The organism is Bremerella cremea, from assembly GCF_003335505.1.
Taxonomy (GTDB): domain Bacteria; phylum Planctomycetota; class Planctomycetia; order Pirellulales; family Pirellulaceae; genus Bremerella; species Bremerella cremea_A.
Map to the genome: position 1 here is coordinate 264,654 of NZ_QPEX01000028.1, position 13,480 is coordinate 278,133.

Here is a 13,480-nt window from a genome sequence, read left to right on the forward strand (position 1 = left end):
CGCAGGCTTCAACATGATCGTCGTTTGTAGACCTAAAACGGCTGTCTCCTTCCTCATTCTGCCTGCCTATTACCCCACTCCCTTAAAATGAATATCACACTGCTTTCGCGGGCCATGCTGTTGGTCACGCTGATGACCTCTTTTTCGTCCGCCGCTGACTGGTACGTTTCGCCCATAGGAAGCGACGATGCGGTTGGTGCAAAGGACTCTCCCTTTGCCTCTCTAACCAAAGCTCGCGATAGGATCCGCGCGGCGAGCAAGGATCAGTCGCATACCGTCTGGGTGGCCGATGGAAACTACGTTCTCAGCGAACCGTTTCTCCTTACGGGGCAGGATAGCGGAACGCAAGAGCATCGAATCGTCTATCGCGCGATGGAAGGAGCGACGCCGACCTTTTCCGGAGGAACAACTCTCGCGGCATGGCAACAAGAAGGGGAGCGTTGGACGACGACCTTGCCAGAAGAGCTACGCGACCCGATGCCAGAACAACTGATTGTGGGGACACAAGCAGCCACGCTGGCGAGGGAACCAGACGAAGGGCTGTTTACCATGGCTGGCGTGCAGGAAGAGCCCACTTCGGACCACTTAGCAAAGCAAACCATTCAGCTCGATCCGCAAGACTTCGCAGCGACTTTGGGCCTGTTAGGAGCTAACGAACTCTCCCGGGTACAACTTCTCGCCTTCCACAAATGGGACAACACACGTCGACATCTCGATCAAATTGAGTTCGATGATCACGCCGTGGTGACGCATGGTCGCAAGATGAAGTCGTGGAATCCCTTGGATGGTAATTCCCAGTATCGAATCGAGAACTTTGCTGCGGCGCTCGACTCTCCGGGCGAATGGTACGCCGATGTTTCAGGCAAGCTTACCTACCTGCCCCGTCCCGGCGAAAAGATCGAGAATGGCCAGGCCATAGTACCTCGGCTCAAGCAGTTGGTGGTGCTGCGAGGTGAACCAGAGCAGCCGGTGCAGTATGTCGAGCTACGAGGGTTGCGTTTTCTGCATGGTCGTTGGACAACGCCGACAGAGGGAGTGGAACCGAGTCAGGCCGCTTCTCCGATCGAAGCCGCCATGCAGATCGACTTCGCCAAGAATGTCACAATTCGAGATTGCGAAGTTGGACATGTGGGGATCTATGGCGTTTGGTTTCGGCAAGGATGTCAGCACTGTCGACTCGAAAGAACCTGGGTGCATGATACGGGGGCGGGAGGCGTACGAATCGGCGAGACACAAATTCGCCGCGATCAGAAGCAACGAACGCATCATATTACCGTCGATAATAACATTCTGAACCGAGGCGGACGCATTTTCCCTTGTGCGGTCGGAGCTTGGATTGGGCACAGCAGCGACAACGTGCTGAGCCACAATGAAATCGCAGATTACTTTTACACCGGCATCTCCGTGGGATGGCGGTGGGGCTATGCCGAAAGTCTCGCCAAGAGAAACACGATTACCAAGAATCACGTGCATCATCTTGGCTACGGTGTGCTCAGCGATATGGGCGGAATCTACACGCTCGGTCCTTCGGAAGGGACGGTCGTGCGTGGCAATATCTTCCACGACATTCACGCCTACAGTTACGGTGGTTGGGGCTTGTACACCGATGAAGGAAGTAGCGATATCTTGTTCGAGAATAACTTGGTCTATCGCACCAAGACGGGCGGTTTCCATCAGCACTATGGCAAAGACAACATCGTACGGAATAACATTCTGGCGTTTGGAATGCTCTACCAGTTACAAGCGACTCGCGTCGAGGAGCATCGCTCGTTTGTGTTGGAAAAGAATATTATCTTCTACGACGAAGGAGAACTGCTGCAGGGAAATTGGGATCGTGTGAAGTTCGCTAGTTCCAACAATTGCTACTTTGACGCTTCGGAACGACCGGTAACGTTCAAAGGAAAGACGCTCAAACAGTGGCAAGCGGAAGGGCACGAACAAGATTCGATTGTCGCCGATCCGAAGTTTGCCGATGCCGAGCATTTCGACTTTACCTTGGCAGAAGATTCACCAGCCCGGAAGCTCGGTTTTCAGCCGTTTGTCACTGAGGATGTCGGCGTGTACGGCGACGCGAGCTGGGTGAATAAGGCTAGAAGTACCAAGTATCTACCGGTTCGTCCGGAATAGATGTCGAAAGTAACTTGCTAGCGCAGTTCAAAGTGGCTTGCTACAGCAAGCCACTTTGAGAGTTATGCCTGACTTCTTTATACCGAGGCCAGCAAGTCAACTTTGGGGAAATCAACTTCCGTACCGGCCACGTTGTTGAAGTAGTTGGTAAAGATGTTGAGCGCGACAAGGCCGACTACTTCCGTAATTTCTTCATCACTAAGTCCAGCGTTTTTCGCCTCGGCAAAGTCATCGTCGCTGATGGCTCCTTTGGTTTCTGCGATCGCTAGTGCTAAATTGATGACGGATTGAATTTTAGGGTCGGAGACGACGCCCTGACGAATTTGGACGGTTTCGTCTTTCGTGAAGCCAACCATCTTGCCGACGGTGGTATGAGCCGAGACGCAATACTGGCAATGATTCTTCTCACCAATTGCCAGTGAGACCGCTTCACGCGTTTGCGCGGAAAGCTGTGATTTCTCCATCGCTCCAGAGAAGCCAAGGTAAGCTTCCAAAACCGCCGGGGAATTGGTCATCGTGGCGATAATGTTGAGATGCTTGCCGAGTTTCTTTTTCGCGGCATCGGCCAGTTCGCGTGTGTGGCCCGTAGTTTCCGTGATCGCGATGGGGTGTAAACGAGGCATGAGGTTCTCCTTGAGTCAGTGAGTCGATTTGCGGGACAACTGACATCTGAGATTCCCCAGCGGCAAAATGGTTACATGTCAAATATTGCTATACAATAGTTTGTTGTTGAGCGTAGTCTACTTTACATAGACGCCAGCGGTGACGGCATAACGCAACCCGGCACAATAGGGAATCCCGGGATCGATGTCGATAACTTTACGCGGTGGGCCTAGAATGGCCTCCTCATATCGACACTTCCAAACCTGGCTGGCGTTGATACCAGGAAAGGCCTGACCGTCTTGCAGCTTCGGTCCTTTCTCAAAAACCTCGAGCACTTTTTCGTAAACGATTTGTTGGATCTCTTTCCAATCGAGCCCACGAAAATGACATTGGAAATCTGGCCAGCCAAGAATGCCCAAGCCAAGACTGTCGACTAGCATATCACGTGATTCGTCGTCGCGACGTTCGCCGTAACCAATCACCCGCGAAACTCGTACGTTGAACGCACCAGGAGCTTTCCACGGCTTGGCGGCAAATTCCTTCAGCCCTTCCACAAATTTCTTCGGATGTAGAAATTGCTCGGTGGCTTGCCAGTAGATGGCCTCGCAAGGGTGTGTCTCGACGACACTGGCGACCAGCAGCTGCATCAACGCTAAGCGTTCCATGGGACGCATGTTCGAAGCGGTTTGATCGGTAATGACTAATTGATGCTCAGAATCCCCCACTGGTCCCTCGGCATCGTCCCATAACCACGACTGCTCTAGTGCAGGCAGAAAAGGGGTTAAGTCGCCTGGGTATTCAAGCTCTTCTGTTTGGATGCTCCAAGTCGCTCCGACCGACTTGCCACCAATGTTGGTTACAAAACTAGGGTGGCGGAAATCGAGCCGATCGGAATCTCGCTTGCCATCGCGCGGCGCGAAGCCAGGGCTGCGGACGTCCATTTTGTCGAGAATGGCCGCTTTCGAGACTTCCGGCTTCTGCTTATAGAACAGGCGAACTTGATAATCGCGTGAGTTCTCTTTTTCTTCAGGCACAGATATTCCTTGCCGAGTTCTGATTCTAAGTTGTTTGTCTGCCTGGATATAGCAACCAGCTAAATGGCCGTTGTGGGCCCGCTCGCGGGAAGAAAGGACCATTTCAGTATAGTTAATCGTTCCCGCTGCTGGGCACTCTAACAGGGTACCAGTTTACTTACTTAGGGGATTGGTTTTACCCCCAATTCTCTCCCTCCGAAGCAGTCCTCTTCAGTTTTTAGGGAATTATTCGCTGGCAGCAGCTATTCCGCTTTATTGAGTTCGTTTCAGCCCAGCGTTTCTTGTGCATTGATTTGCCACAACATACCTGTTTTAACTGTCCAGGCTATTGGCAAGCAGCCTGCTGAATTTCTCGGATCGGCTCCGTTACTAAGATGGGACCGAATGCCGGGTGAATTTCTCGAAGTTATCTTGTGGATATGCCTGTGGGCTTATGCGTTGTCTTCGCCCCAATCTCCATAAACTCGCTACCGAAGCAGTAGCAGCCAGTTGGTTTTTTTGCGGGCGTAAAGTCAGTCTATTCTCCCTGTCTTGTCGGCACTCAATACGAAAGAAGGAATCTCACTGGAAACGATTCTTCCGCGATAGTGCGCCGGAAATAATTCACAGTTGTAACGGTAGGCGATTCATCTCGGTCTTTTTGGCCCGAACACAAAAAGTTTGAATTGACGATGTCCTTTTTCCGGCATACAAAAACTATTGAATGGACGCAAACGGCTTGCAGGAATTGCAAAATATAGTAGCGAAGGGGCTATCGCTTTTCTGTTCCTCTCATGGTGAAGGAGGATGCTATGCCCAGCCTGCAGCGACTTACGGATACGGCAGTCAGCAAATTACTGACCGAGCACGCGTTGCTTCACGAACTGCTTGTAGAAGCAGACCGCGTTACTATCGAAGCGGATTCTGCCGAGGCCCTGATCTTGGGTCTGCAAGAGCTTCGCGAAATGATGCACGATCAGTTCGCTCGTGAAGAGTATGGCGGTTACCTACAAGAAACCGTCGCTATCGCACCGCGTTATTCCTCCGAATGCGAACAATTGCGTCACGAACATCGTTTGCTGCTGAGTGACATCGATGCGATGCTTGATGAGTTAACGCAAGATCCTGATGGGACGCTTGGCACGTTCCATGTTCGCTTTCGTGAATTCACAACCTGCTTTCTCAGTCACGAGCATCACGAAAACGCTGTCGTACAGAAAGCACTGGACGACGATATTGGCGTGGGGGATTAACGCCGTCTAGGCTTGCTTGAGTGCTTATCGCTACCGAGAGCCAAGATTTAAGTCGATTCTCGGACGATAAGTTTCGGGCGAATCACACGGAGACGCTGAGATGCGGTTAGGGTGCCGGCCAAAGATTCCTCGACAAGATTCAGGGCTTCTTTCGCGTAGTCGGCATGGCATTGGTCGATCGTTGTCAGACCAGGCTCGATAACATCGGCGATATCCAGGTTGTCGTAGCCGGTCACGGCCAAGTCTTCAGGCACCGAGTAGCCGTGGCGGTGCAGGCCCTGCATGATACGCACGGCCCATTCATCGTTTGAAGCGATAATCGCGTCGGCTTTGTTCTTGATGACCAATTTCTGAATGCAATCGTCAATCGCTTCGCGCGACGGTTTCTGGGTTGCTTCAGGGTTGGTCCAAACCAGCGAGTTTGTCGACGGCAGCTTATTGCGTTTGACGTTCTCTTGCCAAGCGTTGCAGCGAATCGACATCAAATGATCCGAAGGAGACCAAAGCTGAATCGCGATCCGCTTGCGCCCACGCTCGACTAAGTGATCGACCAATTGCTCGATGGCCGACGAGGTCTCGACACGCACGCACGGCTGCGTTTTTAGGATGGGGGACGAGTGCAAGATAATATTCTCGCGTCCGCGAAATACCTTCTTTAGCTTGGGGCGAATGTCGTGCATCACGTCGAACATGCACAGAATCGCATCCATGCCGTGGTCGGTGAAGTCGTCCAGATAGGTTTTGATTTCGGTAGGGTCGTGATGAACTTGACCGACCATCAAGCGATAACCACGTTTCCGAGACTCTTCTTCGATCGCAGCCAAACGAGCCGAAAAGACGGCCATGTTCACGGTGTCGAGAATGACCCCGATGATCTGGGTGGGCATACCGCGCAGACGCTGGGCAGCGCGATTGGGGCGATAGTCTAACTCTGCCGCGATCTTTAAGACCTTCTCGCGGGTTGCTTCGGAAACGCGAACGCAGTCCGCGCCAGAGTTGTTCAAAATATGCCCAACGGCAGCGCGCGAGACACCTGCCTGGTTGGCGATATCCAGCAGGCGAACTTTACGAGTTTCCTCAGCCATGCGATTATGGGGACCTTGCAGTTAGCCAAAGAACGCCATGGTGGGGCAATGACGCCGTTCGACCTGAATGATTCATTGGATCCATTCCAGAATACGGAATCGAACCTCAATGAATCAAGTCCGCCAACTCTACATGCTGCCTATTTTAGACATTATCTGGCACGATATATGGGGCCCGATACTCTCGACGAAGTCGCTGATTGGCGGCCTCGCTACTGACGAACTTCTCGGTTTTTGGGTTGATTTCTAGCGTTTCGCCAAGCTGGACGGTTGCTGAAGGAAGATCGACACCGTTGGCCGAAAGGTGCTCAATCATTCGACTGGTGGCGTCAGAAAGAAGTGGTTGCTGCGCGACACGTTCCGGTAGCGAGTTCAAATGAACCGGCTGACCGACCTGATGCGAAATATTCCCTAAGTGACACAGTGCGGTCGAAAGATGACCCGTTTTCACACTACAATTGAGATCGCTTGTCTTGCGTGAGCGAACCGCTTTCACAAAGTTCTCGCGGTGCAGTTGGCGTCCGCCATCGCTGCCGGTGTTGCCTGATATCTCGCGTATCGTCTTGCCATTCTTGTCGATGACCTTGCCGGTATCGAACCCGACGTATGTTGCGTCTTCCCCTTCCACGATAATTCCGTAACTGAGATCCATATATTTGCAGGTATCTTTCTTGCCGGTCGCCGTGGGCAAGTCGCGAATTTCAAAGGTAATCGGAGCGGTAGCATATTGATATCGCAGGATATGGGTATTGGGCGTTTGCCCGTTATCATCCCAGGCATAACGCCCACCGATGCTAGTGACGCTGGTCGGAAATTCTTCCGCCCCAATCGCCCAGCGGCACAGGTCGAGAATGTGCGGGCCATTGTTTCCCAGTTCTGCATTGCCATAGTCCCAGAACCAGTGCCAATCGTAGTGGTACTTGGCTCGCTCTAACTTGGTCGGCGCCGGGCCACACCACAAATCGTGATTGACCGTGGCCAGCGGTTTCGGTGGCATGGTTGGACGGCCGATCGAGTCGCGACGAGTCAGATAGACCCCTTTCACCTGTTTCACCTTGCCAAGGACGCCTGCCTGGACTTCTTGGAAGAAATCTTGCAGGTGCGTGAAACTGCGGCGTTGAATACCAACTTGTACAATTCGGTCGTACTTCTTGGCTGCCTTTTCCATTTGCCCCGCTTCCCAAATATTGTGCGAGCAGGGCTTCTCGGTGTAGACATCCTTACCAGCTTGGCAGCCCCAAACGGTTCCCAGGCCATGCCAATGATTGGGGATCGCCAGCACAACCGCATCGACATCCGGATCGTCGTAAACGCGACGAATGTCGTCGTACTTCTTCAATGAGTAGCCAAACTTTTTGTTGAACTCTTCGGTTCGTGTGCCCAGCACGGCGCTATCGGCGTCACATGCCCCGACAACTTTTACGCCAGGGATTTGGGGAAAACCATTTAAGTGAGTCTTGCCAATGCCATTCACGCCAATCACCACGACTCGTAACTCGTCGTTGGCACCTGCCGCCACAAGAGGAGCTGTCAGCGAAGTAACCGCAGTAGCGGAAGCAGCGGCAAGGAATTGGCGACGACTAAGCGAAATCATAGTAGTTTCCTAACGGCGAATTGGCTGGGAAGTTTGGGAGCAGAGCAGACCGGAATGAAAGGAAGCAGTAGTTAATTTTTCATGACACTTTCGAGCGTCACTGACTTGCCGTTGGAGTCGCGGCTAACGTCGGCGGCAGTCATGAACGCGACAATCTCCAATGTTTGTGCCGGAGAGACCGGTGGCTTGCCGGTACGGAAGAATTTGACGATCTCGTTCACTAGGATATCGTAGCTGGCCCTGATTTTAACGAGTTCAATATCCTTCTTCCCGAAGACCATGACTCCATAACCGGCGGCGCCGTCGCGAATGCCGCGGAACGTGCCGACTCGGCCATCTTGCCAGACGCCGGTTACAATATCCGCTCCCTCGGTCTTGGTACGTTGGACGCTAACACAGCCTGGCCCCATCACCGTGAACAACGTTTCTACGCCATGAATGCCATACCAAAAAAGATCGGGATGGGTTTCATCGAGTTTGCAAGGACTATACGCGACACAGCCGACGATGTTGCCTGCCTGGCTTTGCTTTTCCAACTCGATGACTTCGTTGCAGAAACGAAGCGTTGAAGAGGAGAAGCAAGGCGTGCCGGTCGATTCCGACAAAGCGTACAAAGCTTGGGCGTCTTTCATCGAGGCAGTGATCGGTTTGTCGACAAAAACGGGGATGCCTGCTTCGAGAACAGGTTTGACTTGTTCCAGATGCACGCGTCCGTCGACGCTGTTCATGATGACGGCATCGACCTTCTTGAGCAGTGCGTCAATCGAAGGAACGATCTCGACCCCCATGTCCGAAACTTGTTTGGTGAATCCTTCGATGCGATCACGACTTGTGGGGAGGTCGGGACTGCCACCTGGATAAGCAGCAACCACTTTCGCGTCGGCGACTTCTGGTCGAGGGTTCTCGGCATTAATTACCTTGGTGAACGCGACGGCGTGCGAGCTATCAAGCCCGATCAACCCAATTCGCAGCGTTTCGGCAGCAGAGGCTGGCGAAACCAAACTTAAGCTCAAAGCAATAAGGCAGGCATAGGAAAGTAGCGAAATCGTGGTTTTCACGGAGAGACTTTCGTTGAGGATTGGGAGGCAAGGGAATGAGCGCAATTTGAATTTGGCGAGGCGAGATGAACGGGCTATATGATACCACGTGACATCACGCGAGTAAAGCTTTTCTTGTTCTTAGTGACATCCTAAGCAAGTCGCGGGGGGCTTGGCAAATATTTGCAAGCATTTAGTTGCCAAACAGTTAGTGCCGTTTGAATACCGCATTTTAAAACCTGGTTGGATAGAAGGTTGGGAAAGCTCGCAACTGCGATTTGGCTAGGGTCAGAGAGGCGGAGAAAACGAGCATCGCATTTCAAAAGGCTGACTTTTCGCGTGAACTGGCAGGGCACCAGGAGCTACGGCATGGGCTCCCCTGAAGGAACGTTAGTGCCAGCGATGCCAGCGGCCTTCAGGTGTTGTTAGGTCGGCTGGACCGGAAAAGTCTGGCGTTATCGACTTGGTTTCTAAGCGGAAACAACGAGTTTTGTTGGGTTTGCTCCAAGCATCCCGTCGATGGCACAAAGAATATGCAAGAGTACCGCTCTTCCGTGTGATTTACTCATTCGAGTGTTGGCCTAATGACAGCTTGTTTCCGACTTCTCATTCTTACTGTGGTTTTTCTGGTGATTGTGGTGGCCGAGCAAGTTCCGGCCTGCGGGCAAGGAATGTCTGTCACCGGTGTTGGCCCAGTGAACCGAGGGATGGCCGGCGCGGGAACTGCAGCACCGCTGGATGCGATTGGGGCCCTGCATTGGAACCCGGCGTCGATTAGTTATTTGGAGAGGTCGGAAGTCTCATTCGGGATGGAAGGCTTGTTGGCCGACGTCAGTCTTACTTCCGATGTCGCAGGGGTAGGCACTCACACCACGAGTGGGGAAGCAGGCGTGGCGGTTGTGCCGTCGGTGGGGTGGGTTGATCATCTCGAAGGAACCAACCTGACAATCGGGCTCGGTGTTTACGGCGTCGCTGGTTTTCGCAACAACATGCCTGCCGATCCTAAGAATCCTTTGCTGGCTAATGGGCCTCTGTTCGCGGATACCGAAATGCTGCAGATCGTGCCGACGATCTCGTATCAGATCAATGAAAATTGGTCGATCGGGGTAGCACCGACTTTGTCGGCCGCGCGAATGATGTTCGATCCGCTGGGCCCCTCGGCGATCACCCCGGCGATGACGCCTGGCTCGGGAAACCGTGTTCACTGGGGTGGTGGCGTGCAAGGGGGAATCTACTACGCCAGTCCGAGCTGCTGGCGAGCAGGGTTCACCATCAAGAGCCCGCAATGGTTCGAGGAGTTTCGTTTCTTCACGCCCTCAGGGGTCGTTGGTTTTAACCTGGACTATCCTCTTATCTTGTCTAGCGGTTTGGCCTATTACGGTTTTGAACGCTGGGTTTTTGCAGCGGATGTTCGCTACTTTGATTTTGCCAACACGCAAGGATTCGACACGCTGCAATGGAAGAGTGTCTTTTCTATGGCGGTGGGGGCCCAGTATCGCTTGAGTGATTGGTGGACACTGCGGGGTGGGTACAACTTTAATGAGAACCCTATTTCTTCCAATGCTGCTTTCGCCAATGTCTCGACTCCTTTGATTCAGCAACATAATATCGCCGCTGGCTTGGGGTGCATGCTGACGGATGGGGTCGAGTTGAATTTGGCGTATGTCTATCTGGTCAATAACAGCTTGACCGGTCCCCTTCCCTCCCCTCCCTTCTCGCCTGGCGATACGTTGACCCACGAGATCAGCGCACACTCGCTTGTGCTTGGTTTGCGCGTTAACTACTAAGAAGGCACGTGTGAATGCCAGAAAACAGGCCGGAATTGCGTATAAAATACGCCTGATTTGCGCGGTTGGCGCTTCTTTGCGGTGAGAAACGGTTCTCCGGTCATGCATTTTGACCATAGGAGAAATGCAACCTATCTTTCGTAAGATATCCCGTTTTTGCGAGTCTCGATTGATATCTCGCGCTGACAGTTTTACACCGGGAGGATACGGATGAGTTTTCAGTCGACGCATGCGCCGCCAAGTGAGCAGTCTCTCAATTGGGAAACGCTCAAAGCCCGTTGTATTGGCAGGCTAGATCTTGTCGCAAAAGCTCTATCCCGTTTTCAGGGATCGTTGGAAGAAGATATCCAACAATTGGAGCAGGCCACCAGAAGGCACGACTCCAACGATGTGGCTCGAATCGCCCATCGGATTAAAGGAACTTCCTTAACGGTATCCGCCGAGCGTCTGGCTGGCATTGCCTTAAACCTAGAACGAAAAGCGGAAGAGAATTTGGACGATGTCGAAGCGTCGCTTGTCGAAATTCGCGACGAGTGTTGTCGCTTGAGTGAGATCATCTTGCAGCATCGCGAGGAGCCTAACGCCTAATGATTGTTCACGAAGGAGAGACAACTCAGGCCCCTATTCTGCTGGTAGATGACGATCCAGCATGCTTGGGGATGTTAAGCGATGTCTTGGGTGCCTTGGGAATTCCGGTAGAAACCGCGCGAGATGGTAACGAAGCGCTAGAGATGATCTACCAAGGGGACTTTCGCATTGTTTTGTCAGACTGGCAAATGCCGGGCATGTCTGGTGTAGAGCTTTGTCGCCGCGTACGTCAACGGGCATTGAGCGGGTATGTCTATTTCATCTTGCTAACGTCTTTGGATCGAAAGCACAATCTGTTAAGTGGCTTGCGGGCTGGTGCCGACGACTTTATCACCAAGCCGTTTGATCCTGAAGAACTTCACATTCGTCTGCGTGCTGCCAATCGTATCGTATCGCTGGAGAGCCGCAATGTAATCATCTTTGCGTTGGCGAAACTGGCTGAATCACGCGACCCTGAAACAGGTGCGCACTTAGAGCGAATGCGAGAATACTCTCGCTTATTGGCGCACGATCTTTCGCGCCAAGCTAAGTTTGCCGACATTGTCGATGCGGATTACGTTCGCACAATCTATCTCACAAGCCCCTTGCACGACATCGGTAAGGTAGGCGTTCCCGATCATGTATTGCTCAAGCCTGGGAGACTAACCCCTGAAGAGTTTGAGATCATGAAGCAGCATACGTTGATCGGCTATTACACCTTGGATGCCGCTTTGCGAGAACAGCCGGAAGCGGCCTATTTGCGATTTGCCCGCGATATTGCTGGTTCACACCATGAGAAGTGGGACGGGAGTGGCTATCCCTATGGCTTGGCCGGGGAAGAGATTCCGCTTTGCGGTCGCATTGTGGCGGTAGCGGATGTTTACGATGCCCTGACAACTGCTCGTGTTTACAAAGATGCTTTCAGCCACGACGAAGCACGATCGATTATTCGAGAAGGATCTGGCAAGCATTTCGATCCCGACATCGTTGCCGCGTTCTTCCGACATGAAGACGAAATCATCGAAATCAATCAGCGACTCAATGACCAAATGGGCTATCCCGAACTTGCGGACATGGCCACCGGTTTAGCCATGTCCGCAGGAAGTTTAGCAGAGCACTAATGTGCTGTTGGCACGCAGTTAGTCTTCCTGGGATGATTCGACGGAAGAGGTCGAAGTCCGACGCGACCTGGCCGAACGTGTCCGTTCTGCTGGATCGAGGCGACGAATGCAGCCAGGCGAGCGGTGGCTAACGTAGTTCACGATGATCCCGCTTTGATCGCGCGTGAGCTCCATTTTTTCGGTATTGAACCCGGCCTCTTCAAAGATGTTCAATACATCTTTCACCGTCCGTTGATAGAAGAACCAATCCAGATGCCATTGATAAGGCGTCTCGTCGTAGCGTTCGGTATCTTTGAAGGCGATCACAAGGGCTCCGCCTTCGTTGAGCGTTTCTCCCAAGCCACTAAAGATACCAATAAGCTGTTCGTCGGTTAGATAGTCAGCCAAGCCAACGCTGTAGATGATATCGAACGTGCCGAACTTCTTAATTGTTGCTTCCGACTTTTTGGCCCGCATCGCGTTGTAGCGAGTAGGGATGAGGGTCGTCCCTTTAGGCAACTGAGTAGCGACGGTCGCTCCGATGTATTCCAAGGCAACGGGATCGTTGTCCATGGCGATTACTTCAATCGAGCGTCCTTCGAATTCTGGCCAGTCGAGAAATTCACGACATGGCCCACAGGCAATATCAAGAATGCGTATGTTGCCGGTACGGTTGGCGATGTCTTGTTCAAGGAACTCGCGGACCATAATTTTCCGGCCACGGACGGCGTTCGCTAACGGAATGTCCATAAAGCAAAGATCGAGGTAAGCACCCAACCCACGCGCTGGCGTGGCCTCCTCGTAGATCTTCACTAACATTTCGTAATCGCCAGCGAATCCGCTGGGTTTCGTGTGGGCACGGTTGGCAAACCAGCTTTGGGCCAGCCAAGGTGCCGTCTCTTCACGAAATCGGGCTTGAACTTCTTTGATGAGTTCTGGCTGGCCTTCGTGAGCGTCTTCAAATTTCCGGCAAGCAATGACCGATTGCTGCAAGGCCGCAATGGTCCTCTTATGCAAGTCACTGCCGGGCACGGCGGTCGCATCCTTGTCAATTTCGCTTTCAAGCTGAGCAAGCTGTTGCTTGAATTCGGCCACATCCTGTGAGAAGAACTCGAGCACAGCCGGTAATTTCGAAGTGGTCGAATCGTTCGACTGAATCATGGCAATACCTGAAGTTAGATGTTTACGGAAGAGATTTCGCCTAATCGGAAATCCGACGGCGCAACTGGGATATTCATCAGAATTGGCATAATCAGAGAAATCAACAGTAAAAGCCTTCTAATAGACACAAGGGGGGTAAGGCTTGCGTAACTT

11 protein-coding genes are annotated in these 13,480 nt (G+C 52.5%); 5 read left to right on the plus strand and 6 right to left on the minus strand.

Translation table 11 applies throughout. From position 1 onward, the window contains the following. The first annotated feature begins 87 nt into the window (after positions 1–87). Positions 88–2,127 carry a right-handed parallel beta-helix repeat-containing protein gene (locus DTL42_RS14830; protein WP_114369510.1) on the plus strand — a complete coding sequence of 680 codons (2,040 nt, stop codon included), beginning with the start codon at positions 88–90 and terminating at the stop codon, positions 2,125–2,127. Between the two features lie 77 nt (positions 2,128–2,204). Here the strand turns inward: DTL42_RS14830 and DTL42_RS14835 are convergent, their stop codons facing one another. Next, positions 2,205–2,750, minus strand: a complete 546-nt coding sequence (locus tag DTL42_RS14835) for a carboxymuconolactone decarboxylase family protein (protein WP_114369511.1) — start codon at positions 2,748–2,750, stop codon at positions 2,205–2,207. Positions 2,751–2,867: 117 nt separating this feature from the next. Continuing rightward, on the minus strand, positions 2,868–3,764 hold the full coding sequence (locus DTL42_RS14840) for a DUF4261 domain-containing protein (protein WP_158545388.1): 897 nt from the start codon (positions 3,762–3,764) through the stop codon (positions 2,868–2,870). 791 nt (positions 3,765–4,555) lie between these two features. Here DTL42_RS14840 and DTL42_RS14845 point away from each other — a divergent pair. Further along, positions 4,556–4,996: a hypothetical protein gene (locus tag DTL42_RS14845; RefSeq protein ID WP_114369513.1), complete on the plus strand. Its 441-nt coding sequence runs from the start codon at positions 4,556–4,558 to the stop codon at positions 4,994–4,996. 47 nt (positions 4,997–5,043) lie between these two features. Here DTL42_RS14845 and DTL42_RS14850 read toward each other — a convergent pair whose 3' ends face one another. From DTL42_RS14850 to DTL42_RS14860, 3 genes are all read right to left on the minus strand, one after another. After that, entirely contained in the window at positions 5,044–6,081 is a 1,038-nt protein-coding gene (locus DTL42_RS14850; RefSeq protein ID WP_114369514.1) for a LacI family DNA-binding transcriptional regulator, read from the minus strand. Positions 6,082–6,226: 145 nt separating this feature from the next. Then, positions 6,227–7,675, minus strand: a complete 1,449-nt coding sequence (locus DTL42_RS14855) for a Gfo/Idh/MocA family protein (RefSeq protein ID WP_114369515.1) — start codon at positions 7,673–7,675, stop codon at positions 6,227–6,229. Positions 7,676–7,746: 71 nt separating this feature from the next. Continuing rightward, the gene (locus tag DTL42_RS14860; RefSeq protein WP_234824218.1) at positions 7,747–8,733 is read right to left on the minus strand and encodes a Gfo/Idh/MocA family protein; all 987 of its coding nucleotides are present in this window, start codon (positions 8,731–8,733) and stop codon (positions 7,747–7,749) included. Positions 8,734–9,296: 563 nt separating this feature from the next. Here DTL42_RS14860 and DTL42_RS14865 point away from each other — a divergent pair. The 3 genes from DTL42_RS14865 (at position 9,297) to DTL42_RS14875 (ending at position 12,187) form a co-directional block, all read left to right on the plus strand. Beyond that, complete coding sequence (locus tag DTL42_RS14865) at positions 9,297–10,499, plus strand: OmpP1/FadL family transporter (protein ID WP_234824219.1); 1,203 nt, start codon at positions 9,297–9,299, stop codon at positions 10,497–10,499. Between the two features lie 210 nt (positions 10,500–10,709). Continuing rightward, complete coding sequence (locus DTL42_RS14870) at positions 10,710–11,087, plus strand: Hpt domain-containing protein (protein WP_114369516.1); 378 nt, start codon at positions 10,710–10,712, stop codon at positions 11,085–11,087. Beyond that, positions 11,087–12,187 carry an HD-GYP domain-containing protein gene (locus DTL42_RS14875; RefSeq protein ID WP_114369517.1) on the plus strand — a complete coding sequence of 367 codons (1,101 nt, stop codon included), beginning with the start codon at positions 11,087–11,089 and terminating at the stop codon, positions 12,185–12,187. The genes DTL42_RS14870 and DTL42_RS14875 overlap by 1 nt, the downstream gene beginning before the upstream one ends. A gap of 18 nt (positions 12,188–12,205) precedes the next feature. On the opposite strand, the gene DTL42_RS14880 is transcribed toward DTL42_RS14875, so the two are convergent. Beyond that, the gene (locus DTL42_RS14880) at positions 12,206–13,327 is read right to left on the minus strand and encodes a class I SAM-dependent methyltransferase (protein ID WP_114369518.1); all 1,122 of its coding nucleotides are present in this window, start codon (positions 13,325–13,327) and stop codon (positions 12,206–12,208) included. Positions 13,328–13,480 lie beyond the last annotated feature (153 nt).

Coding starts and splice junctions, on each gene's coding strand:
- DTL42_RS14830 (WP_114369510.1), top strand. CDS start 88: ATGAATATCACACTGCTTTCGCGGGCCATGCTGTTGGTCACGCTGATG.
- DTL42_RS14835 (WP_114369511.1), bottom strand. CDS start 2,750: ATGCCTCGTTTACACCCCATCGCGATCACGGAAACTACGGGCCACACA.
- DTL42_RS14845 (WP_114369513.1), top strand. CDS start 4,556: ATGCCCAGCCTGCAGCGACTTACGGATACGGCAGTCAGCAAATTACTG.
- DTL42_RS14850 (WP_114369514.1), bottom strand. CDS start 6,081: ATGGCTGAGGAAACTCGTAAAGTTCGCCTGCTGGATATCGCCAACCAG.
- DTL42_RS14855 (WP_114369515.1), bottom strand. CDS start 7,675: ATGATTTCGCTTAGTCGTCGCCAATTCCTTGCCGCTGCTTCCGCTACT.
- DTL42_RS14865 (WP_234824219.1), top strand. CDS start 9,297: ATGACAGCTTGTTTCCGACTTCTCATTCTTACTGTGGTTTTTCTGGTG.
- DTL42_RS14870 (WP_114369516.1), top strand. CDS start 10,710: ATGAGTTTTCAGTCGACGCATGCGCCGCCAAGTGAGCAGTCTCTCAAT.
- DTL42_RS14875 (WP_114369517.1), top strand. CDS start 11,087: ATGATTGTTCACGAAGGAGAGACAACTCAGGCCCCTATTCTGCTGGTA.
- DTL42_RS14880 (WP_114369518.1), bottom strand. CDS start 13,327: ATGATTCAGTCGAACGATTCGACCACTTCGAAATTACCGGCTGTGCTC.